The organism is Actinomycetota bacterium (assembly GCA_013152275.1).
Lineage (GTDB): Bacteria > Actinomycetota > Acidimicrobiia > Spongiisociales > UBA4744 > BMS3Bbin01.
The window spans coordinates 124,567-146,709 of sequence record JAADGS010000027.1 but is presented as its reverse complement, the minus strand read 5'-3'; the positions used below and the strand labels follow the sequence as shown (position 1 = coordinate 146,709).

19 protein-coding genes are annotated in these 22,143 nt (G+C 64.0%); 11 read left to right on the top strand and 8 right to left on the bottom strand.

Translation table 11 applies throughout. The features are described from left to right. The first annotated feature begins 170 nt into the window (after window positions 1-170). Complete coding sequence (locus GXP34_04500) at window positions 171-1,226, top strand: PDZ domain-containing protein (GenBank protein NOY55229.1); 1,056 nt, start codon at window positions 171-173, stop codon at window positions 1,224-1,226. 560 nt (window positions 1,227-1,786) lie between these two features. Here GXP34_04500 and GXP34_04495 read toward each other — a convergent pair. Together GXP34_04495 and GXP34_04490 are read right to left on the bottom strand one after the other, a co-directional pair. Beyond that, complete coding sequence (locus GXP34_04495) at window positions 1,787-3,127, bottom strand: HAMP domain-containing histidine kinase (GenBank protein ID NOY55228.1); 1,341 nt, start codon at window positions 3,125-3,127, stop codon at window positions 1,787-1,789. After that, on the bottom strand, window positions 3,124-3,807 hold the full coding sequence (locus tag GXP34_04490; protein NOY55227.1) for a response regulator transcription factor: 684 nt from the start codon (window positions 3,805-3,807) through the stop codon (window positions 3,124-3,126). Before GXP34_04490 ends, GXP34_04495 begins: the two co-directional genes overlap by 4 nt. A 126-nt stretch (window positions 3,808-3,933) precedes the next feature. Between GXP34_04490 and GXP34_04485 the strand changes: the two genes are divergently transcribed. The 5 genes from GXP34_04485 (at window position 3,934) to GXP34_04465 (ending at window position 9,496) form a co-directional block, all read left to right on the top strand. Next, window positions 3,934-5,637 carry an aminotransferase class V-fold PLP-dependent enzyme gene (locus tag GXP34_04485; GenBank protein ID NOY55226.1) on the top strand — a complete coding sequence of 568 codons (1,704 nt, stop codon included), beginning with the start codon at window positions 3,934-3,936 and terminating at the stop codon, window positions 5,635-5,637. Between the two features lie 310 nt (window positions 5,638-5,947). Next, window positions 5,948-6,556, top strand: a complete 609-nt coding sequence (locus GXP34_04480) for a hypothetical protein (GenBank protein NOY55225.1) — start codon at window positions 5,948-5,950, stop codon at window positions 6,554-6,556. Continuing rightward, window positions 6,556-7,599 carry an efflux RND transporter periplasmic adaptor subunit gene (locus tag GXP34_04475; protein ID NOY55224.1) on the top strand — a complete coding sequence of 348 codons (1,044 nt, stop codon included), beginning with the start codon at window positions 6,556-6,558 and terminating at the stop codon, window positions 7,597-7,599. The genes GXP34_04480 and GXP34_04475 overlap by 1 nt, the downstream gene beginning before the upstream one ends. Continuing rightward, complete coding sequence (locus GXP34_04470) at window positions 7,596-8,300, top strand: ABC transporter ATP-binding protein (GenBank protein ID NOY55223.1); 705 nt, start codon at window positions 7,596-7,598, stop codon at window positions 8,298-8,300. Before GXP34_04475 ends, GXP34_04470 begins: the two co-directional genes overlap by 4 nt. Further along, window positions 8,300-9,496 carry an ABC transporter permease gene (locus GXP34_04465; GenBank protein NOY55222.1) on the top strand — a complete coding sequence of 399 codons (1,197 nt, stop codon included), beginning with the start codon at window positions 8,300-8,302 and terminating at the stop codon, window positions 9,494-9,496. Before GXP34_04470 ends, GXP34_04465 begins: the two co-directional genes overlap by 1 nt. Before the next feature lie 72 nt (window positions 9,497-9,568). Here the strand turns inward: GXP34_04465 and GXP34_04460 are convergent, their stop codons facing one another. The 3 genes from GXP34_04460 to GXP34_04450 are packed head-to-tail and all read right to left on the bottom strand — an operon-like array spanning window position 9,569 to window position 11,354. Continuing rightward, window positions 9,569-10,318 (bottom strand): hypothetical protein, encoded by a 750-nt coding sequence (locus GXP34_04460; protein NOY55221.1) that lies wholly within the window; start codon window positions 10,316-10,318, stop codon window positions 9,569-9,571. Beyond that, entirely contained in the window at window positions 10,315-11,196 is an 882-nt protein-coding gene (locus tag GXP34_04455; GenBank protein NOY55220.1) for an ABC transporter ATP-binding protein, read from the bottom strand. Before GXP34_04455 ends, GXP34_04460 begins: the two co-directional genes overlap by 4 nt. Further along, window positions 11,193-11,354: a PLDc_N domain-containing protein gene (locus GXP34_04450; GenBank protein ID NOY55219.1), complete on the bottom strand. Its 162-nt coding sequence runs from the start codon at window positions 11,352-11,354 to the stop codon at window positions 11,193-11,195. The genes GXP34_04455 and GXP34_04450 overlap by 4 nt, the downstream gene beginning before the upstream one ends. Before the next feature lie 214 nt (window positions 11,355-11,568). On the opposite strand from GXP34_04450, the gene GXP34_04445 reads away from it, so the two are divergent. After that, window positions 11,569-12,210, top strand: a complete 642-nt coding sequence (locus tag GXP34_04445) for a class I SAM-dependent methyltransferase (GenBank protein ID NOY55218.1) — start codon at window positions 11,569-11,571, stop codon at window positions 12,208-12,210. On the opposite strand, the gene GXP34_04440 is transcribed toward GXP34_04445, so the two are convergent. Genes GXP34_04440 through GXP34_04430 form a run of 3 tightly spaced genes read right to left on the bottom strand, consistent with a single transcriptional unit; the run spans window position 12,211 to window position 16,841 of the window. After that, a complete protein-coding gene (locus GXP34_04440) occupies window positions 12,211-13,302 on the bottom strand; it encodes a cation transporter (protein ID NOY55217.1) in 1,092 nt (363 codons plus the stop codon). It abuts the gene before it with no gap. 6 nt (window positions 13,303-13,308) lie between these two features. Continuing rightward, window positions 13,309-15,063: an ABC transporter ATP-binding protein gene (locus tag GXP34_04435; GenBank protein ID NOY55216.1), complete on the bottom strand. Its 1,755-nt coding sequence runs from the start codon at window positions 15,061-15,063 to the stop codon at window positions 13,309-13,311. Window positions 15,064-15,089: 26 nt separating this feature from the next. Further along, the gene (locus GXP34_04430; GenBank protein ID NOY55215.1) at window positions 15,090-16,841 is read right to left on the bottom strand and encodes an ABC transporter ATP-binding protein; all 1,752 of its coding nucleotides are present in this window, start codon (window positions 16,839-16,841) and stop codon (window positions 15,090-15,092) included. 266 nt (window positions 16,842-17,107) lie between these two features. Here GXP34_04430 and GXP34_04425 point away from each other — a divergent pair, with 266 nt between their 5' ends. From GXP34_04425 to GXP34_04410, 4 genes are all read left to right on the top strand, one after another. Continuing rightward, window positions 17,108-18,904 carry an acyl-CoA dehydrogenase gene (locus GXP34_04425; protein ID NOY55214.1) on the top strand — a complete coding sequence of 599 codons (1,797 nt, stop codon included), beginning with the start codon at window positions 17,108-17,110 and terminating at the stop codon, window positions 18,902-18,904. Between the two features lie 283 nt (window positions 18,905-19,187). After that, complete coding sequence (locus GXP34_04420; protein NOY55213.1) at window positions 19,188-20,687, top strand: peptidase S10; 1,500 nt, start codon at window positions 19,188-19,190, stop codon at window positions 20,685-20,687. Between the two features lie 55 nt (window positions 20,688-20,742). After that, window positions 20,743-21,339 carry a DNA-3-methyladenine glycosylase I gene (locus tag GXP34_04415; protein NOY55212.1) on the top strand — a complete coding sequence of 199 codons (597 nt, stop codon included), beginning with the start codon at window positions 20,743-20,745 and terminating at the stop codon, window positions 21,337-21,339. Further along, the gene (locus tag GXP34_04410) at window positions 21,336-22,124 is read left to right on the top strand and encodes a YwiC-like family protein (protein NOY55211.1); all 789 of its coding nucleotides are present in this window, start codon (window positions 21,336-21,338) and stop codon (window positions 22,122-22,124) included. Before GXP34_04415 ends, GXP34_04410 begins: the two co-directional genes overlap by 4 nt. Window positions 22,125-22,143 lie beyond the last annotated feature (19 nt).

Genomic DNA, 22,143 nt, shown 5'->3' with positions numbered 1-22,143 from the left:
CCGGGATCCTGTGCCATAAGTTCGACCCCCGTGTCGGATCGCGTATCAAGAAGTGGTACATATCACTCTACTACCCCCGGGGGTACCTGGAATCCACCCGAAGGTCCCCTATGAAAGGGCCGAACGTCCCTACTCCGAGACACCCGCCACAAACACGTACACTCACCCGCATGCGCCCGATCTCCGTTGCAGCGTTCTCGATCGTGCTGTCGGCATGCGCAGGTCTCGGCGCCGTGAACGCGCCATCGCGCGCACCGGCCATGCCTCCTGCCATCTCGCCTGCCGTTCCACAGCCGGGGGTGATCCTCTACGACGTCTCGGACCTCGTCGACACCGTTCGATCCGGCATCGTCACGGTTACGCAAAGCAGAATCACCATCGACATGTTCCTGCGGCGAGAGCTGAGCGAGTCGGGCACCGGCACCGGCATCGTCATCGACAACGATGGCCACATCCTCACCAACTTCCACGTCATCGCGGGAGCCGACCAGGTGACGATCGTCGGGGAGGACGCCCGGACACGAACCGCCAAAGTGATCGGAGGCTTCCCGGCGGACGATGTGGCGATCCTCAAAGTCGACGACGCACAGGGTCTCGAGCCACTCCCGCTGGGAAGGGCAGACTCGATGGACGTCGGTGACCCGGTGGTCGCCATCGGCAACGCACTGGGCCTGGACAGCTCTTCACCGACGGTCACCGTCGGTATCCTCTCCGCCGTCGATCGAACGATCCGGACGCAAACCGGTCGGCTCAGCGGCCTCCTGCAAACCGACGCGGCCATCAACCCGGGCAACTCCGGCGGGCCGCTACTGAACCGGAATGGCGAGGTGATCGGCATCAACACCGCAATCGCAGGCAACGCACAGAACATCGGATTTGCGATACCGATCGAAACCGCACTTCCCGACGTCGACCGCGTCCTCGAAGGTCTCGGCAGGGCCTTCATCGGTATCGGATTCGTCACCAACGGCGACGAGTATCAACAACGGTTCGGACTGGCGACGAACGAAGGTGTGATCGTCACGACCGTGCTCCCGACCGGCCCGGCCGACAGCGCAGGTCTCCAGGTCGGTGACATCATCACCGCGGTGAACGGAGCAAAGGTCACCGATCAGCCGACCTTGGAGGCCACGATCGCCGCGGCCAAGAAAGGGGACGTGCTCCTGCTGACCGTCGTCCGAGGCAGCCGGCAGGGCACCATCGCCGTCACCGTCGGCGAGCGCTGAGGCACCGTTCCTCCTCCCCCTCCGCAGAGGGAAGTCCCAAGCCAGGCGGAGACGACGGAGGCGTTGCGAGAACCGTCCCACTTCACACTCCGCCTGCTCGTGACGCCCTGTTCCTTCATCAGAGAAAGCAACGAAAAGAGGAAGTCTCCCGACCATCTCCTTTTCCCTCAGACGAAACCAGGGTTCGATCGTCGAAAAAAACCTCTCCGATCTTGCAGCGTTCTGTGCCAAACTGAGGCCACCAGAGAGAGGAGGTGGTCTTGGTAGACAGTTGTAACAGGACTCTGGAGGTGGCCGGTCGCTGAAGCGGCCATGATGTCGCTTCCTCGAGGTGGCGACTACCAACCGGACCACCGGGACCTGGAGATCCGCATGCTGGTCCTCATGCGGCGGCTCAATGCCGAAGTATCTCCGGGTCTTCTTTCATTGTGTGCAGACAAACTGCAGACAAGGACCCGGCTCGAAAGCCGGGTCCTTGGGGAGGGAAGAGCACTCTTTGTCGAGTTGCATTCATAAGGATGCGCTCCCACCATGAGAGGAGCCTGAGAGCAACGTGAGAATCAGGTGAGAATCGGGATCTCGAACCCGACGACCGCACCGTCCCGGTTGAACGCGAACACGGTGCCGCCATGGTTCTCGACGATCTCCCTGACGATCGACAGCCCAAGCCCGGATCCGGGGAGGGACCTCGCTTCGGTCGCCCGATAGAAACGATCGAAGACGTAGGCAAGGTCCTCCGTGGGAATCCCTGGCCCGCGATCGGCGACCTCCACCCTGCCCGGTGAGAGGGTGATCGTGATCGGCGCCTCCGGAGGGCTCCACTTGTGAGCGTTGTCGATCAGGTTCGACACGGCGCGCTGAAGCGAGTTCGGACGCCCTTCGATCTGCCCTGCATCACCCGACACTTCGATCGTCCTTCCGGTTCTCCGCTGAGCCCGTCCGACAACCTCGTCGACCGTCTCGGTGAGGTCGACACCCTGTAGCGGCTCGTCGCCTGCCTTCGGATCGGTCGCAAGCTCGACCATTTCACCGACCAGGCTGCTCAACTCGCGCATCTCGAAAGACACATCGTCCATGAGTGCCATCCGGTCGTCGTCACCCATCCCCTCGGCCCGGGCAAGGAACTCGATGTTGGTCCGCAGGCTCGTGAGAGGTGTTCGCAGTTCGTGTGATGCGTCGGCAACCAGCCTGCGCTGCTGCTCACGCGAGGTCTGCAATGCCTCCAGCATCGTGTTGAAGGACGCTGCAAGTCGCCCGATCTCGTCGTCGCGATCGACGTCGATCCGTGCCTCGAGGTCCTGTGTTTCTGCGACATGCTCTGCAGTCGCCGTGAGCGCCATCACCGGCGCGAGGCTGCTGCGCGAGACGATCATCCCGAGAGCGGCGGCGATCGCGATACCACCGAGCCCGACGAGGCCGAGCACCAAAGCGAGTTTTGCGAGTGTCTGATCGACTTCGGTCAACGGGCGGGCGTACTGGACCGCCTGGCCCTTGCCGGCCGGGCCGGTCACCATCCGAAGATGCAGACCGTCGACGAAGACATCACGAATGATCCCATGCTCGGCGCCTGCGGCGATCGCCACGTCATGATTGGTGACCGGCAGTATCAGCTCCTGGCCAAGAGGAGTCTCGATCGACCCGTCGGCGAAGACCACCTGCACGTATTGATCCAAACGAAAGAGATCGCCGGCAGCGCCGGCGAGCAGCAGCGGACCTACCCGGCGCATCATCCCGCTGGCATTCTCGACGCGCGTGGCGAACGCGATACGGTCCAGGAGCGACTCGTCGATCACCGAACGCATCTGGGCGCGAGCGAGAAAGAACGCCGAAGCGGAAACGAGAATCACGGCAAGTGCCACTGCGCCGGTGACCAGCATCGTGAGTCTTGCTCGCAGCTTCATGGCTTCCGTATCACGTAACCGACGCCGCGAACGGTGCTGATGAGCCTCGGCTCGCCGCCTTCCTCCATCTTTCGTCGTAGGTAGCCGATATAGACATCCAGGGAGTTCGAGCTCGTTCCGAAGTCGTACCCCCAAATCCGCTCGTAGATCACTTCTCTCGTCAGGACCACACCGGCGTTCATGAGGAGCAGCTCGAGGAGATCGAACTCCGTCTTCGTGAGGTTGAGCTCACGATCCCCTCTCGTGACCTTGCGCGTGCGGGGATCGAGAGTCAGATCACCGACCGTCAGCGTTTCGGCTCCTTCGGCAGGGACGTTGCGCCGAAGGAGCGCACGGATTCGCGCCAACAGCTCCTCCAACGCGAACGGCTTGACGAGATAATCGTCGGCACCCGCGTCGAGCCCGGCGACACGGTCACGGACCTCATGACGCGCCGTCAGCATGAGCACCGGGACAGCGTTACCGGTGGCCCGCAGCCGCCGGCACACGGTGAGACCGTCGATGTGTGGCATCATCACGTCCAGCAACAGTAGGTCGGGAACATCCTCGATGAGCACCTCCAGTGCCTCGGCACCATCCTTGACGGCGGACACGTCGTAACCCTCAAAGCGCAGAGCTCGCTCCAGTGATTGGCGCACGCCGCGATCGTCTTCGGCGATCAGGATTCGGGAACCACTCATGAAAAGCCACTGTACCGGGGAGGCTTAGGAAGATGGTGAGAGGAAGATGAGAAACGGGTGAGAAGGAACCGACATGACCCGGTCCGCGACCCGATGCAATCCAACAGATCCCTCTACCATCGAGGCATGGCAACCGAAAACCTCATCGAGTTGATTCGCTCTTCCGTGGTCGGCGCCGATGCGGCGATCGACGGTCCCTTCGGCCCCCGGCGGATCACCTACGCCGACTACACGGCCTCGGGGAAGCCGCTGTCGTTCATCGAGGACTACATCCACGATGTGGTCTTGCCCCTCTATGCCAACACCCATACCGAAACGTCCAGAACGGGGCTCCAGACAACTCGGTTCCGCGAAGAGGCCAGGTCGATCATCAAACGATGCCTCGGCGGAAACGATGATGAGCACGCAGTCATCTTCTGTGGGTCGGGGTCGACCGGAGCGATCGACAAGCTGATCACCATCCTCGGCATCCGAATCCCGGCCGAGCTCGATGAGCGCCACCATCTCGAAGACCACATTCCCTCGAGGGACAGGCCGGTCGTCTTCGTCGGCCCGTATGAGCATCATTCCAACGAACTCCCCTGGCTCGAATCGATCGCCGACGTTGTCGAGATCCGCGAGGACGACGACGGCCACATCGACCTCGGACATCTCGACGAGATGCTGGTCGAGTACCAGAACCGCCCTCTGCGAATCGGCAGTTTCTCCGCCGCCTCCAACGTCACCGGCATCATCACCGACACGTCGGCGATCTCGTCCATGCTGCACCGTCACGGAGCCTTGTCGTTCTGGGATTTCGCGGCTGCGGCACCCTACGTCGCGGTCGAGCTCCGATCCCCGGACACGCACGGTGACGACTACAAGGATGCCGTGTTCATCTCTCCGCACAAGTTCATCGGTGGGCCGCAGACTCCCGGTGTGCTCGCCGTACGTCGCGATCTCCTCCACAATCGGGTTCCGTCGGTGCCGGGCGGAGGGACGGTCAGCTACGTGAGCTCGTTCGAGCACCACTACCTCCGCGATCAGGAGCACCGTGAGGAGGGCGGCACGCCGGCGATCGTCGAGTCGATCAGAGCCGGACTCGTGTTCCAACTCAAGGAGGCGGTCGGATCCGACGAGATTCGGCGCCGCGAGTCAGCGTTCATCCGTCGAGCGATCGGTTCCTGGCGAGACGATCCGAACATCCGGATCCTCGGCAACCCCGACGCCGATCGGCTCTCGATCGTGTCGTTCGTGGTGCGCGCTCCCGAACGCTTCGGGATCGACCGGTGGCTCCACCACAACTACGTCGTTGCACTCTTGAACGACCTCTTCGGCATTCAGGCACGCGGCGGTTGCTCCTGCGCCGGGCCGTACGGACATCGTCTCCTCGGTATCGACCACGAGATGAGCCGACGTCTCGAGAAGGAGGTCGAGGATGGCTGCGAGATCATCAAGCCCGGTTGGGCTCGCGTCAACTTCAACTACTTCATCGGCGAGGACGAGTTCTCCTACATCGTCGACGCAGTGCACCTCATCGCCAACGACGGATGGCGGATCCTGAGCCGGTACGGCGTCGACCCCGCGACGGCAGTGTGGCGGCATCGAGCCGGGACCCGCGTGCCTCCGATGGCACTCGCCGACATCACCTACGACGGAGCGGCGATGACCTACCCTCGACGTCGGCCGGTCGAACCCCTCGATCGCCTTCCGGCCTACTTGTCTGCGGCGCGTCGGATCCTCGGGCAGCCCCTCGCACCGTTCGATGGTGAGCCGATCAGCCTGTCACCCTCCGCAGAAGCCATCCGCTGGTTCCCCCTCCCGCAGGAGGTCGAGGCGGACATGCGCTGATCCACGTCCGGACCTGCCCGCCCGTCGAACTCGGGGCGCCTCGCCGGTCGAAGGGGCTACGACTCATCCGGTTCCCGGACGGCGGACCGTGCGATGGCCGTCTACCCAGGCTCGAGGACAGGCAAGACAGGGGGGCAGAAGGCGCCATGGCAATGATGTGGTGCCACGACTCCGCTGCCTTCCTCAGGAGGCAATGTGAGAAAGGCCGCCGTGTCAGGCGCAGGTTTTCTCATCACATTCTCATGCTCCCTTCACGTGCCGTTAAGCCCGGTGCGCGATCGTCACTCTGGATACTCCTGAGAGGAAGCCCATGAGCATCAGACTCATCACACTCGTGGCTGCCTTCGGCCTGGTCGCGGCAGCATGCGGTGGAGGAAGCACGAGCAGTGATGCGGTGGCATCGCTCGAAGACACCACGCCCCAAAGCAGCACCACGACGACGACCGAGGTCGACTTCGAGCAGGCGATGCTCGACTTCACGGCGTGCCTTCGTGAACAGGGGATCGAGATCGAGGATCCGGTCGTAGACGCAAACGGCAACCTGCGGCTCTCCCGTCCCACCAACTTCGACCCGAATGATCGGGAACTCTTCCAGAAGGCACGGGATGCGTGCGGTCCGATTCTCGAACGGGTCGCCATCGGGTTCCGGCAGCAGGATCGGACACAGCTCGAAGACACGTTCGTCACGTATGCGGCCTGCATGCGCGAGAACGGCTACGACATGCCAGACCCCGACTTCTCCAACGTCGGTTCACCCGGATCCGGGGACGGCCCGCCTCGCGGACCCTTCGCCGATATCGACCCGAGCGATCCGGCCTTCATCAAAGCCAACGACGCCTGCCAGAGCATCTTCACGAACCTTCCCGGCTTCCTCGGAGGAACCCGGGGTGCCGTCGGACCGGGAGGAGGAGGCGGCTGATGGGGCGAGCGGGACGCTGGATCGCCGCCATCATCGTGATTCTGGTCGCCGGAGGAGCCGGCGTCTGGTATTCGCTCAGGGGCGGAACAGAGAACGCGACGGCCACGACCGTCAGAGCCCTCCGATTTGCGGAAGCAACGGTCACCGACCTCGAACAGACCGAGACGGTGAGCGGAACCCTCGGCTACACCTCCACCGACCCGATTCTGAATCGTCTCAACGGAACCCTCGTCTCCTCCGTCGACGATGATTCCACGCTCGAGCAGGGAGACACGCTCTTCGTCATCAACGACCAGCCGGTCACCCTCCTCTACGGAGACCTGCCGGCGTGGCGTCCGCTGCGCAAGGGCACCGAGGGCGCCGACGTGAGGCAGCTGGAGAAAGCGCTCGTGGCTCTCGGCTATGACCCCGACGGCAAGGTGACCGTGGACGAGGAGTTCACGTCGTACACCCGAACGATGGTCAAGGATTGGCAAGAGGACATCGGCGCACCCGTCGATGGGATCGTCGATCTCGGCGAAGTCGTGTTCCTCACGGGACCGGTGCGAGTGGCCGACACACTCGTTCAACTGGGTTCGGGCGTCCGCGACGGAACACCTGTGCTGTCCACGTCTTCCAGCGACTCGGTGGTCACCGTGACCCTGGACCCTTCCGATGAAGGACTGTTCGAAGTGGATGACCGTGTCACGGTGACACTTCCCGACGACACCGACATGGGTGGAACCGTGACATCGCTCGATACGAGCGTCGGCCAGGGAGGAGCGACATCGACCTCGGTGACGATCTCCCTCGACGATCCGAAGGCCGCAGCGAGCTTCGGGAACTCGACGGTAGACGTCGGCATCGTCACCGACGCGGCATACGACGTGCTGGCCGTACCCGTCACCGCACTGCTGGCACTCTCGGAAGGGGGCTACGCCGTAGAGATCGGCGACGGCGACTCGACCCATCTCGTGGCCGTCGAACCGGGCATGTACGCCGACGGGCTCGTCGAGATCACGTCCGGCGAGGTGGCCGCAGGCGACCGGGTCGTGGTTCCGTGACGGAGCCCACCGACCTCTCGACCGTCTTGTCGCTCTCCAATGTGATCAAGACCTATGCCGGCACGCCGCCGGTGCGGGCACTTCGCGGCATCGATCTGCAGATCCGCTCCGGCGAGCTCGTCTCCGTCGTCGGACCATCCGGATCGGGGAAATCGACGCTGCTCCACATCATGGGGACCCTCGACCGCCCTTCGTCCGGCCGGATCCATGTCGCCGGCTACGACATCGCCTCTCTGTCGGACAAGCAGATGTCTGCGTTGCGTTCGCGTCACATCGGCTTCGTCTTCCAGCGGTTCTTCCTGCTCAGTGACTACACGGCACTCGACAACGTTGCGGACGGCCTTCTCTACACGGGAATCCCGGCCAGGAAGCGCCGCGAGATGGCCGCCGCGGCGCTGGAGCGTGTCGGGCTCGGACACCGCCTCGATCAGGTATCGAACAAGCTGTCCGGTGGCGAACGGCAGCGGGTCGCCGTCGCCAGGGCCATCGTGGGGAATCCGGCCATCGTCCTCGCCGACGAGCCGACCGGAAACCTCGACACGCGTTCGAGTGACGCGATCGTAGAACTCCTCGAAGATCTCAATACCGACGGGGTGACGATCGTCGTGATCACCCACAACCGCGAGATCGCCGACCAGATGCCCCGCCGCGTAGGTATCAGGGACGGCATCATCGACTATGACACCGGGGTTGCGGCCTGATGCCGGACGGTCTGACTCCGTCCAAGCTGCACATCGGTGACGTGTTCCGCACGGCCACGGTGGGTCTTCGCACACGCAAGCTGCGTGCTGCCCTGTCGATGCTCGGCATCATGATCGGCATCGCAGCGATCGTGGGCGTGCTCGGACTCTCCGAGTCGAGCAAGTCGGATCTGCTGGCCAAACTCGATCGGCTCGGAACGAACCTCCTCACCGTGGAAGCCGGCCAGGGAATCGGCATCGGCAGAGGGGAGCTTCCGGACACGGCCGTGTCCATGATCGAGCGGATCGGACCCGTGCGGGCCGTCTCCTCGGTCAGCAACGTCGGCGCGAAGGTCTATCGCACCGACTACGTGCCCTCGACACAGAGCGGCGGGATCACCGTCAGGGCGGTGGACCCGAACCTTCTCGACACGCTCCAAGGCACCGTTGCCGACGGCACGTTCCTCGACGAGCAAGGTTCCTATCCGACCGTCGTACTTGGTGCGGTCGCGGCAGAACGGCTCGGGATCTCCAGCCTGGATGCCGCACCGAAGATATGGCTGGGGGATCAATGGTTCGCCGTACGGGGAATCCTCGACCCGCTCGATCTGAGCCCCGATCTCGATCGTGCCGCGATCGTGCCGATCCAGGCCGCGAAAACCTACCTCGACGCCGACGGTGTCCCGAGCACCCTGTATGTGAGGACCACTCCCGATCAGGTCGACGCGGTCATGGGTGTGCTCGCCGCGACGACCAACCCGGAGAACCCTGAGGAAGTGGAAGTCTCCCGACCGACCGATGCTCTCGAAGCACGCGAAGCGGCAGACGACGCGCTCACCGCTCTCTTTCTCGGGCTCGGCGCCATCGCGCTCCTCGTCGGAGGTGTCGGCATCGCGAACGTCATGGTGATCTCGGTGCTCGAGCGTCGCTCCGAGATCGGACTTCGAAGAGCTCTCGGCGCAACGCGACGGCACGTGGCACTCCAATTCCTCGGAGAGTCGTTCCTGCTCTCGACGGTCGGCGGACTGGGCGGAGTGGCCCTCGGAGCCGCGGTCACGGCCGCCTACTCGCAGCTGAAAGGATGGACGACGTTGATCCCGACGATCTCGTGGGTCGGCGGGCTGGGCGCCGCTCTGGTCATCGGAGCGATCGCCGGCCTGTACCCGGCCATGCGTGCCGCGAGGATGTCACCGACCGAGGCGCTGCGAACGGGCTGACGAAAGACAGCCGCCTCCTCCGGTTCGTGGCGGAGGAGCTGCCACGGAGTGCCAACACTTGCGACCCGGCCGTCACACCTCGCGGCGTGCATGCCCCCACACCGCGAACCACAAGAGCCCCGCGGTGACGATCACCGTCACGATCGCCGTCTTCGCGAAGTCGCCTATGGAGGCATCCCGGGCGAGATCACTCATCGCAGTGATCAGCGAAGTGGGAACCCACTTGGCCACACCGTGAATCAGGCCGATCAGCGGGAGTAGCAACAGAGCGACGATGGAGATCAGGACCGTCCCAAGCGTGTTCTTCGACCGAGAGGACGCGGCGGCGACCACAGACACGACGAACAGGAGCGCCAGGACCCCGTACCCGATGCCGGCAAACATCCTCCCCACGGGGAGACCGCCGAGGAGCACGCTCGTCTCATACCACGCTGCGCCGGTCCCCAGCAGGAACGCTCCGGTGGCCGCGGTCACGCTGACGACATAGCGTGGGAGGAGGAGCCGGACCATGCTCTGGACTCGCGTGCGCAGGAACGTTGCCATCTCCGGTTTCATCGCAAACGCGCCGGCAGCAACTACCACGACGACCAGTATGCCCAACTGCGCGATGTTCCCGACGTACTGGGCGATCCCATCGGCAGGAGTCGGAGGCGGCAGTTTGATGACCGCACCTCCCTGGAGCTGCGCGGTCCGGGCCAGGATCTCGTTGAGGTAGCGAGCGCTGAGGGGGCCGAGAAACCCGAAGAAGAGGTACACACCCACCAGGGCGATCCACCGCTTGGTGCGCCACAGTCGAAGCCATTCCAGCCGCCAGAGGTTCATCGAGTCAGCTCCAGAAACACTTCTTCGAGTGTGGCGGCCTCGGGAGCGATCGACACGACACGCGCCTCCACGCCGGCGAGCACGCCAGGCAGGTATCGCTCCGCATCCTCGAGCGAGGTCACCGACACACGCAGATCGCCATCACCGAGCACGGCGACCTCCTGCACCCAGGGCTGCTCTTGGAGAGCGGCGACCGCAGGCACGGCCGGAGGCCGAAGACGCACCCGGTACGCGGGTGCCGCCCGGCCGCTCAGCAGCTCACCGATCGGCCCCTGGAACCGAAGGCGGCCATGGTCCAGGACTCCCACCGTGTCACAGACCTCTTGCACGTCGGAGAGGATGTGACTCGAGAACACAACGGTCGCCTCTCCACGAATCTTCGTAACGAGATCCAGCACCTCTCGACGGCCGGCCGGATCGAGTGCGGCCGACGGCTCATCGAGAAGCAGCAGCTTCGGTTCGGCCACGACGGTTGCGGCAAGCCCGAGGCGTTGGAGCATGCCCCGTGAGTATCCGCCGACTTTCTGCTCCGCCGCGTCGATGATTCCGGTCAGCTCCAGGACCTCTCCCACGCGTGACTCGGTGATCGAACGCTCCGACAGGTTCCGAGCGAGGTCGACGACTTCTCGACCGGTCAGCCACTTGTCGAAATGGGGGGTGTCCGGGAGCACGGCCATCTCGGCAGAGGAAACACCAAGGTGCACCGAGCCGCCGGTCGGGCGCCGTAGCCCGGAGAGGATCGCGAGCAGCGTCGTCTTGCCCGCGCCGTTCGATCCGACCAGCCCGTACACCGAGCCCTCACTCACCTCGAGATCGACCCCCGCCAAGGCGGTCGTGGAACCGTACTCCTTGACAAGGCCGGAGGTCCGGACGATCACGGACTTCCCTCTTCCCGGCCGATCAGCAGATAGATGATGCCTCCGGCCGGCACGGAGATGATGCAGATGACCGCCCACAGCCACTTGGGGAGGTACCGGACGCGCGATCGGGCGATGTCGATCCAGCAGTAGACGACGAAGGCGAGGGCAAGCGCCATCACCGGAGCCAGGGCCGCCCATGGGATTGCCAAGGAATTTCCTTTCGTCGATCACCAAATCATAGCGTGGTGGAACACGTCGGATTGGGTGAGCGCCGATGGACCTGCCCGGCTACATCCAGTACGACCGGACCGCGTGGAACGACTCCGCCGGCGACTAGGTCGCAGCCGGGGAACGCAACTGGGCGAGCGAACCGTCGTGGGGGTCTGGGGCATGGCCGAGACCGAACTCGGACTCCTCCCCGACATCGACAGCAAGGACGTGCCCGACGATGGTTACGGAATTGCGTACGTCTCCGCTTGGCTTTCTCGTCGCGGCGCGCGGGTCGTCGGACTCGACAACTCTCCGGCCCGACTCGCAACGGCGCGGCGCATGCAGCACGAGCACGGCCTCGTCTTTCCGTTGATCCATGGCATCGCAGAGGCACTCCCGTTTCGCGACGAGCACTTCGATCTGGTGATCTCCGAATACGGAGCGACCATCTGGTCCGATCCGTACCGGTGGATTCCCGAAGCAGCCAGAGTCCTGAAACCGGGAGGTGAGCTGATCATCTTCGGGAACTCGACTCTGCTCATGATGTGCGTCCCCGACGAGGACGGCATCCCCGCCGACACGACGCTCAAGCGAAACCTCTTCGGCATGCACCGGTTCGAGTGGCCGGGCAACCCGGCAATCGAGTTCCACCTGAGCCACGGCGACCAGATCCGCATCTTTCGCGATCGGGGGCTCGAGATACTGGATCTGATCGAAGTGCGTCCGCCACCGGACGCTTGCACGTGGTACGACTTCGTCACCGTCGAATGGGCGCGGCGCCGGCCCGCCAAAGAAGCCTGGAAGCTCCGTAAACGGACGTGATCATTTCGAGTGCCGGACCCCGGACGGGCACAGATGCACGAGCACGTCGACCACCTCGGGGAACGCCTCACGAACCTCTTCCATGACGGTCCTGCTCATGCGGTGTCCCTCCTCGACGGTGATGTCGGGGTCGACCTCCGCGTGCAGATCGACGAACACCTCCGACATCGAGCCTCGCGTCCGAACAGAATGACACCCCTGCACACCCTCCACGGTGCTCACGACCCGACAGACTTCGTCTGCGTCGAGACGTGCCCGATCCGAGAACGTCGCTTCTGCACGTGCGAGAACGGAGATCGCGGTGCGAACGATGGCCAAAGCCACGAGAAGTGCGATGATCGGATCTGCCGTCGGATAGCCGAGCCGGACGGCCACGAGGCTCCCGATCACGCCGAGGCTGACGATGATGTCCGAGGCGGTGTCGCTGGCGTCGGCGAGCAAGAGGTCGCTGCCCACTCGCTTGCCGACGCGACGCTCGCCTATCGTCACCCCGATGTTCACCGCCAGCGTCACCAACATCACGATGAACGAGATCGAGGTGACGACGGGTGGCTGAGCACCGCTGGTGAGTCCTTCGAGGGCGCTGCGGCCGACTTCCCATGCCACGACGACGAGTACCCCTCCGATCGCCGCTGCAGCGTACGTCTCGTACTTGCCGTGGCCGTACGGATGCCCCTCATCCGGAGGTCGCCCGGCAATGGCCATCCCGAGCAGCCCGATCACGTTGGACAACCCGTCGAAGAGTGAGTGGAACCCGTCGGCGGTCATCGCCACCGATCCCGTGACCACCCCGTAGCCGAGCTTGGCGCCGGCGACCGCCAGGTTCAGGCCGAGAACGATCCACAAGGTCTTGCGGACGGTGTGGATTCGTTCGGCGCGCACGTTCACGACCCGCAGGTTACCCGTACACGGACCCGCATCACGCGGGTCGGAGCGGCTCCCACAGGACGCAGGATCCGTGCGACAAGACGTCTCTGCTTCTCGCCGGCGGAAGGCCCGGCCGGCCGTGCCGGGGGGTATCCCCACGAACGCCGGCTGTCCCGGGGCGGCGCCCGAGCCCGCCGCCAACGCCGCCCGATCCGGAGGTGTCATGATCGATCATCCGTCTCCGTCCCGATCCGGTTCGTCGGACCACAGACGGCGCAGCTCCTCGCTGCACTCCAACAACTCGTCGAGGGTCCCCTCGGCGGACACACGGCCCTCCTGCAGCACGATGATCTGATCGGCACGCCTCAGCGCAGCCCGACGATGGGACACGACGAGGCTGGTTGCCTGGGCGTGCTCGGCAAACATCCGTCTCCAAAGGATGCGTTCCGTGTCCACGTCGAGTGCACTCGACAGGTCGTCGAACACGTACAACTCCGGTTCCCGCACGAACATACGTGCGGCTGCAGTGCGCTGCACCTGTCCGCCCGACAGCCGAACTCCGAGCGCGCCGATCTGCGTCTCCAGGCCTTCCGGCATGGCGGCGACGTCCGGCTCGAGCACGGCGGCATGCATCGCCGCGGCCATCGCATCATCATCGACGGGCAGGCCCATCGCGAGGTTGTCCCTCAGGCTCATCGAGAACAGCAACGGGATCTGCGGGGTGTAGGCGCTGCGGGGCGGCACGAAGAATGTGGCCGGGTCGTCGACGCGACGGCCGTTCCAGAAGATCGCCCCGCCGCCGGCATCGAGCAGACCCAACAGTGCCCTCAGCAGTGTCGTCTTGCCGGCACCGATCCTCCCGGTGACGACGGTGAAACTTCCCCGCTCGAGCGTCATCTCGATGTTCTCGATCCCGTTGCCGGTCCCGGGGTATCGATACGTGAGCCCGCGCACCTCGAGTCGCTCGAGAGGCTCTCGCTCCGGAGGGTCGGGGAGGGGCGGGACATCACCTGTGAGATGCAGCGTTCGGGGCGCCACCATCCGGTCCGCGGGTGCGCCTTGCAGCAGTTCATACAGCCGATCGAACGCTACGGACGACTGGCGGAGCCTCGCGATGAACAGCCCCACGAAGTGCACCATGTCGGTCGCGAACGTCAGGAAATACACGAAGATCGCGAAGTCGCCGACCGTGAACGTCCCCTCGGGGCTCATCGTGCCCGCGGCGAGGATCAAGATGATGCCGGTCCCGATGTTGACCGTGTTCCAGAAGATCGATTCGAGGATCGCGGTGAACACTCGATCTCTGACCGCGACGACCTTCCGCTCATCGTTCAGCCTGCGGAAGTGGCCGATCATGCCTTCTTCGGCCCCGGCCACCTTGATCGCCTGCACCGATCGGAACATCTCCCCGATCGCACCGGTGACCCGGCCGGTCGCTTCACGAGCCGCTCTCCGGTACGTACGAATACGGGTGCCTGCTCGCTCCGCAGCAACGATCACCAGCACCAACGGGATGAACACGACCAGGGTGATCTGCGCGTTGATCGACGACAAGATCCCCACCGCAACCGCCGCGAACGCCACCGTGCCGATCATGTCGGTCGTCCATGAGATCGTCTCCGCAACCTGATCGACGTCGTCGCGGAAGCGGCTGATCGCCTCCCCCGGCGAGTCGGGGATTGCCCGAGCGCCGGGGAGCTCGAGGATCCGTTCGAGCAGGTTACCGCGAAGCAGCGCGGCGACTCGGAAACGAAAGTTCTCGTCGTTGAACATCCCGAACTGGACGACACAGACACGCGCCACGGCGTAGGCGCCGAGGAACGCGATCAGCGTCCCGACGGTGAAGCCTGCCGTCTGGTCTCCTGTGATGCGGTCGAAGAAAGCCTTCGTGATCAGCCCGGGTACCACCGGCATCACCCATACCGTCGCCCACGCAGCGACGTTCCCGAGGTAACGAAGAGGCTGTGATCGAATCAGTCTCCACATCAGATGGAGGGTCAAGCGGTCGCGCTTCATTCGAGCACCTGCTCCATGCCGGCCTGCAAGAAGAACGAGAATCGAGAGTCGGGGTCCTGCGCGAGCGCCTTGCGGCTTCCGAACTCCACGACCTCGCCGCCTTCGAGGATGAGGATGTCGTCGGCGCGCGTCACCGTTGAGAGCCGATGGGCGATCACGATCCCGGTTCGGCCGGCCATGAGACGGTCGACGGCGCGCTCGATGAGCTGCTCGGTCGCCGGGTCGAGCCTCGACGATGCCTCGTCCAAGATGATCAGGCCGGGATCTCGAAGGAAGATGCGCGTGAACGCGAGAAGTTGCGCCTCGCCCGCGGACAATCCACCACCTCCGGGCCCGAGGGTCGTATCGAGACCCTGGGGCAGGGCCTGCACCCAATCGGACAGCTCGAGCTCGTCGAGGACCGCGTGGATCCGCCGATCGTCGAACCCCGGGGCGAAGAAGGTCAGGTTGTCCCGCACTGTCGCATGGAAGAGCTGGACGTCCTGTGTGACCATTCCCACCCGCCGGCGTAAATCCGCCATGTCCGTGTGTCGCAGCATCACGTCCCCAAGCGTCACCGTGCCCTCGACCGGGTCATACAGGCGAGTCAGAAGTCTGGCCAGTGTCGTCTTGCCGCTGCCGGTGCGCCCGAGTACGCCGAGAATCCTTCCGGCTTCCAGGGCAATGGCCAGATCACTCAGGACGATCTCGTCGGATCCGTCATCTCCGTCGTGATAGGCAAACGAGACGTCTTGGAACGTCACCGAGAGCGCACCGGCGGGAAGCAGCTTCGTTCCGTCCAGCGGCAGGCGGGACTCGAGGGCAAAGAGGGCTTCGACCCTCGTGAGGGCTGCGGAAGCCTTCTGAAGATCCTGCATTTGGGTGCGAATGCGATCCATGGGCTGTCGCATCAGCTCGCTGTAGGAGAAGACCAGGTACACCGAGCCGATGCTCAGCGCCCCCGCTCCAAAGAACCTGGAACCCAGCCAATACACCAACGCGGTGAGTGCCGAGAACAGCACGATGTTGGTCGACCACAGATGCGCCCATCCCATGAATCCACGAACGGAGGCGGGGAGCCATTCGCGCAGGTGCCGGGTGAACCGCTCGACGATGAACGCTACACCACCGTTGGCCCGAGCATCCTCGGTCCCGCCGAGTTGCTCACCAAGGAATCCGTAGAACTCGGCACTCTTCTGACGGACGCGTTTCCACCACGGCATCGCGAGAGCCTGAATACTCACCATCCCTGCAAGCGCCATCACGGCGAACACCGATATCCCAAGGCCGATCCACAGGTTCTCTCTGAACAGGAGCACGAGGATTCCGAGGAGAAGCACCAGGTTCCCGGCAACGTGGATGACGAATTGGGAGAAGAAGTTCGACAGGGCCGTGATGTCTCCGTCGATCCGCTCGATGAGCTCCCCGGAAGTGTGGGACTTGTGGAAGCCCATGTCGAGGCGAAGGAGGTGATCGGCGAGATCACCACGGAGCTCGTTCGTCGCCGACCACCCCACCGTTTCCGCCAGAAACGTGGCAAACACGGAGAATGCCTGCTGCGCCACCGCCAGCGCCATGAACACCACCGCCAGGGCGACGAGAGCAGCCCGAGGTGAGCCCGACGTTGCTCCGTCGATGAATCGCCGCACGATCTGCGGATTGATCAGCTGAAAGGTGATCCCTGCGAGCAACAGCAGGGTGAGCGCGACGACACGACCGCGCAGCGGGCGCAGATAGCCAACGAGCAGAGTCAGATACCGACGAAGCATGAGAGGAGAAGGCTACCGGTCGGCACCTTCGGGAACGGCCGAATATTCTCCCATCGCTCGCCTGCGCGTCGGCCCAAAGGACTGTCCAGAACCCGGTGTACAGGCCGTTCGCTTACCGCGATCGTACGGTCATGAGCAGCACCAACAGCTTGCAAATGCAAGCAGAAAATGCGATAATGCAAACAATGGCAAACTATCCCGGGTTTCCCGGGTTGATCCACACGGAGTGACCCCACGGTCCTCCAGGTGATACAGAAAGGGAAGCGATGACCGTCTATGCACCACCCCTCGACGAATTCAGCTTCGTCCTCAATCACCTCATCGGCCTCGATCGCCTCACCGCGCTTCCTCGCTATTCGGAGCTGGACGCCGACCTCGTCGACGCGATCCTCAGCGAAGCCGGCAAGTTCCTGACAGAACAATGGTTCCCCCTCAACCAGCCGGGCGACGAAGTCGGTTCAACCTTCGCGAATGGTGTGGTCACCACACCCGAAGGGTTCAAGGAAGCCTATGAGATGGCCGCCCGGAACGGATGGCTCAGCGCCCCCTTCGACGAGGCACATGGCGGCGGTCAGCTCCCCCAGGTCATCGTCGCCGCGATCACCGAGATGCTCGATTCCACGAACGCCAGCCTCTCGATCATGCTCGGTCTCACACAGGGCGCCGCGCACGCGCTCATCGAACACGCTTCGGACGATCTGATAGCGACCTTCGTCCCGAAACTCGTGTCCGGCGAATGGTCCGGGACCATGAACCTCACCGAGCCCCAAGCCGGATCGGACGTTGGCGCGCTCACCACCAAGGCGATCCCTCAGCCAGACGGCACCTACCGCTTGACCGGCACGAAGTCGTTCATCTCGTGGGGCGATCAGGACATCACCGAGAACATCATCCACCTGGTGCTGGCCAGAACGCCCGGCTCCCCCCCGGGCACCAAGGGAATCAGCATGTTCGTGGTGCCCAAGTATCTCGTGAACCCGGATGGATCGCTTGGCGAACGTAATGATGTGAAGACCGTGTCGATCGAGCACAAGCTGGGGATCAGGGCGTCGGCGACCTGCGTGATGGCGTACGGAGACGACGGTGAGGGTGCCGTCGGCTACCTCGTCGGTGAAGAGCACAGGGGCATGCACTACATGTTCACGATGATGAATGCGGCCAGGGTCGAGGTGGGCATCAGCGGCACCGGCATCGGTGAAGTCGCCTATCAGAACGCCGTGCAGTACGCACAGGAGAGGATCCAGGGACGACCGATTGGTGCACCCAAGACCGTTTCCGTCGCGATCATCGAGCACCCCGACGTGCGACGGATGCTCATGACGATGAAGGCGAAGCTCGACGCGATGCGAGCCATCGAGCTCACCAACGCACTCGCCTTCGATCTGGCCACGAGCCACACGGATGAGTCGGAACGGGAGAAGTACCAGCTCTTCGCCGAGTTGCTCACACCGATCACCAAGGCGTGGCTGACCGACATGGGTATCGAGATCACCGGTCTCGCCTCACAGGTCTACGGGGGCATGGGTTTCATCGAGGACAGCGGCATCCCTCAGTACTACCGGGACGCGCGTATCGGCCCGATCTACGAGGGGACCAACGGCATTCAGGCCATAGATCTGGTGGGACGGAGACTCCCCATGGCGAACGGAGCGCCGATCATGGAACTCATCGGCGAGATGAAATCGATCGACGGCGAACTCGAAGCCGCCGGGGAACGCTTTTCCACCATTCGCACCAATCTGTCTTCGGCAGTCGAAGCGGTCGAAAAGGCAACGGGGTGGCTTGCGGCGAACGGGATGCAGGATCCGAACCAGGCGCTCGCGGGGGCAACCCCCTACCTGCGCATGCTTGGATCGACGCTCGGGGCCTACTACTTGGCACGAGAGGCACTCACTGCGTCTGCGCTGCTGGACGAGGGAGCCGAGAACAAGAAGTTCCTCGAAGCGAAGATCGTGACGGCACGCTTCTATGCCGAGCATCTCCTCCCCCAGGATGCGGCACTCATCGGAGCGGTCACCGCGGGCAACGATCTGCTTGCCGCCCTCGAGCCAGAGCAGTTCTGAGCTTCCGGCACCTGGTGCCTGGTACCGGACAACCCTCAGGACATCGTTGACACGCCGGATTGTTTGCCGTGTCCTCTGAAGATGCCCGGGGGCTCATCTCCGAGGTCGACGCCGATCCGTACCGGTGGGGCCGATCGGTTCAGGGGTCTCGAAGGCCGACGCGACACGCCGGCCGGGTGCCTGTGCGCACGGCGCTCGAATCGTTCCGTGAACGTGCGCGCATCGGTGAAACCGTCTCGAGTTTCGCAAACGCCCAACCTTCAACGGGCGTTACCCTGGACCCATGACCAGTGACAACAGCGAGTCTGCAGAGAAGGCCGGCACACCGGGGGAACCACCACCCCACGTCGAAGACCACTTCTCGGAGAGTTCCCACACGGCGACGATCGGCGGTGACACGTTCGCCTACACGGCAACTGCAGGGCGGATCATCCTCAAGGAGGAAGAGGGCGAGAAGAAGGCGTCGTTCTTCTTCGTTGCGTACACGCGCGACGACGCACCCGATCCGGCGCAGCGTCCAATCGTCTTCGCGTTCAATGGAGGTCCCGGCTCGGCCTCGGTGTGGCTGCATCTGGGCCTCCTCGGGCCCAAGCGGGTTCTCCTGGACGATGAAGGGAACCAGCCACCGCCTCCAGGACAACTCATCGACAACGATGCGTCGATTCTGGACGCTGCCGACCTCGTCTTCATCGATCCCGTGAGCACCGGTTTTACCAGAGCGATTCCGGAGAAGGAAGCATCCTCGTTTCATCACTTCACACGCGACATCGAGACGGTCGGCAGCTTCATCCGCCTGTACCTGGGACGGTTCGGTCGCTGGGCCTCGCCGAAGTTCCTGATCGGCGAGAGCTACGGAACGACCCGATCCGCCGGCTTGGCCGGGCATCTCCTCGAACGCTACGGCCTCTACCTGAACGGAGTCATGCTGATTTCTTCGGTACTGAACTTCCAGACGATTGCCGTCGACAAGAAGACCCACATGTTCCACCGGGGCAACGACCTGCCCTACATCCTGTATCTGCCCGCCTACACGGCAACCGCGTGGTACCACGGCAAGCTGGAGGAAGATCTCCAGAACCGGCCACTTCGAGAAGTGCTCGCCGATGCCGAGGCCTTTGCTGGAGGCGAGTACATGGCGGCGTTGTGGGCAGGCGCCCGTCTCCCTTCCGAACAAAGAGCGGAGATCGCGGCGGCGGTGGCCCGCTACAGCGGTCTGAGTATCGAGTTCGTCCAACGATCCAACCTCCGGATCGAGAAGTTCCACTTCCTCAAGGAACTGCTCCGAGACGAGGGCCACACGGTCGGTCGAATCGACAGTCGCTTCAAAGGAGTCGACCGTTACCTGGTGGGATCGATGCTCGAGAACGACCCGAGCATCGATGCAATCCTGGGATCGTTCGCAGCGATGCTGAACGACTACGTGCGCCGCGACCTGGGCTACGAGAGTGATCTTCCGTACGAGATCTTGAATCCGGACGTGTACCCGGCCTGGAACTACGAAGATTTCCAGAACGCGTACGTAGACGTGTCTGAGACGCTTCGGTCGACGATGAGCCGAAATCCACACATGAAGGTGTTCGTCGCGTCCGGCTACTTCGACATGGCAACCCCCTACTTCGCAACCGACTACACGCTGCGCCACCTTGGACTGGAGGAGGCGCTCGAAGCCAACATCACGGAACGGCGCTACGAGGCCGGGCACATGATGTACATCCACCGGCCGTCGCTGGAGCGGCTGCGCGAGGATCTCGTCTCGTTCATCGCCGAAGCCATCGCCGAGTGATCTCCGGCATCCAGCCGACAAGCTGTCGGATTCCGATCCCCGTATCATCTCGCCGGTGAACGACCGACTGCGAATCGGATCCGACGGGACCCTGCGATGCTGGTGGCCGGGGGACGACCCCCTGTACGTGGCCTACCACGACGACGAGTGGGGGTTTCCGGTCACCGACGACCGGGCCCTGTTCCAGAAGATCAGCCTCGACGCCTTTCAGGCCGGGCTTGCCTGGATCACGATCCTGCGCAAGCGGGAAGCCTTCCGAAGAGCTTTCGACGGTTTCGACATCGAGACGGTGGCGTCCTATGGCAGTGGAGCAGTCGAGCGACTCCTGGCGAATCCGGGCATCGTCCGCCACAGAGGCAAGATCGAAGCGACGATCGCGAATGCCCGGCTTGCTCTGGACGTGATCGACGAGTTCGGATCCCTGGCAGAGTACCTGTGGCGTTTCGCACCAGATCCCGGCCCGGCCCCCACCTACGACATCCCCGCCGTCACCGAAGAGTCCAAGGCACTGAGCACGGACCTGCGCAGCCGGGGATGGAAGTTCGTCGGACCGACCGTGATCTACGCCTTCATGCAGGCCATCGGCATGGTGAATGATCACCTCGATGGCTGCTCGATCAGACCGGCCGTCGAGGCGGCGAGGCCGCGATGACTTCTCCTTCTGCCCGTGTGCGGTCCGTGGCGCTGCCCACCGAGCACGGCGGGTGGGGCTTCACACTGGAACCGATCCTCCTGGGACTTCTCGTCGCACCGTCGGCGGCGGGCTGGGAGATCGCGGCGGCCGCACTCGGCGTTTTCCTGGCTCGACGACCCGTCAAACTCTTCTCCACCGATGTCATCCGCGGTCGATGGCTGCCCCGCTCCACCACGGCGCTTGCCGTCGCGGCCGTCTACGGGGTGGTGGCGATCGCGGGTGCCGCCGGTGCGATCACCACCACTCGCGGCCCGTTCTGGTGGCCGCTGCTCGTCGCAGTGCCCTTTGCGGCGTTCGCCCTGCGGGCGGACGCCCACAGCCACAACCGCGCGCTGGCCCCACAACTGGCCGGATCGATCGCAATGGGCTCCACCGTGGCGGCGATCGCAATGGGGGCAGGATGGGAGTGGATCCCCGCGTTCGGCCTCTGGCTCATCCTCGCGGCAAGAGACATCGCCGCAATCGTCCTTGCACGGGGCATGGTCCGCAGGTTCAAGGACAAGTCCGTCGATCGAACGCGGATCTACATCGTGCAGGTCGCCGCCGTCGGAGTCGTTGCGGCAGGCGCAGCCGCCGGAGTGGTCCCCTGGCTCGGTGTCGTCGCGATCGGCCTGCTCGGAATCATCGCCGTCGTCTCGCTGACCAGGCCGCCGGTTCCGGCCAAAGTCGTCGGTTGGACGCAGATGGGCGTCGGCCTGATGGTTGCACTGCTCACCGCCATCGGAGTCTGGGTCGGCTGGTAGACCCTTGGCGGCCGACACT

Bases quoted from the DNA above. Each gene is read 5' to 3' on its own strand.
- GXP34_04500 (NOY55229.1), top strand. From the start codon at position 171: ATGCGCCCGATCTCCGTTGCAGCGTTCTCGATCGTGCTGTCGGCATGC.
- GXP34_04495 (NOY55228.1), bottom strand. From the start codon at position 3,127: ATGAAGCTGCGAGCAAGACTCACGATGCTGGTCACCGGCGCAGTGGCA.
- GXP34_04490 (NOY55227.1), bottom strand. From the start codon at position 3,807: ATGAGTGGTTCCCGAATCCTGATCGCCGAAGACGATCGCGGCGTGCGC.
- GXP34_04485 (NOY55226.1), top strand. From the start codon at position 3,934: ATGGCAACCGAAAACCTCATCGAGTTGATTCGCTCTTCCGTGGTCGGC.
- GXP34_04480 (NOY55225.1), top strand. From the start codon at position 5,948: ATGAGCATCAGACTCATCACACTCGTGGCTGCCTTCGGCCTGGTCGCG.
- GXP34_04475 (NOY55224.1), top strand. From the start codon at position 6,556: ATGGGGCGAGCGGGACGCTGGATCGCCGCCATCATCGTGATTCTGGTC.
- GXP34_04465 (NOY55222.1), top strand. From the start codon at position 8,300: ATGCCGGACGGTCTGACTCCGTCCAAGCTGCACATCGGTGACGTGTTC.
- GXP34_04460 (NOY55221.1), bottom strand. From the start codon at position 10,318: ATGAACCTCTGGCGGCTGGAATGGCTTCGACTGTGGCGCACCAAGCGG.
- GXP34_04450 (NOY55219.1), bottom strand. From the start codon at position 11,354: ATGGCGCTTGCCCTCGCCTTCGTCGTCTACTGCTGGATCGACATCGCC.
- GXP34_04445 (NOY55218.1), top strand. From the start codon at position 11,569: ATGGCCGAGACCGAACTCGGACTCCTCCCCGACATCGACAGCAAGGAC.
- GXP34_04440 (NOY55217.1), bottom strand. From the start codon at position 13,302: ATGACACCTCCGGATCGGGCGGCGTTGGCGGCGGGCTCGGGCGCCGCC.
- GXP34_04435 (NOY55216.1), bottom strand. From the start codon at position 15,063: ATGTGGAGACTGATTCGATCACAGCCTCTTCGTTACCTCGGGAACGTC.
- GXP34_04430 (NOY55215.1), bottom strand. From the start codon at position 16,841: ATGCTTCGTCGGTATCTGACTCTGCTCGTTGGCTATCTGCGCCCGCTG.
- GXP34_04425 (NOY55214.1), top strand. From the start codon at position 17,108: ATGACCGTCTATGCACCACCCCTCGACGAATTCAGCTTCGTCCTCAAT.
- GXP34_04420 (NOY55213.1), top strand. From the start codon at position 19,188: ATGACCAGTGACAACAGCGAGTCTGCAGAGAAGGCCGGCACACCGGGG.
- GXP34_04410 (NOY55211.1), top strand. From the start codon at position 21,336: ATGACTTCTCCTTCTGCCCGTGTGCGGTCCGTGGCGCTGCCCACCGAG.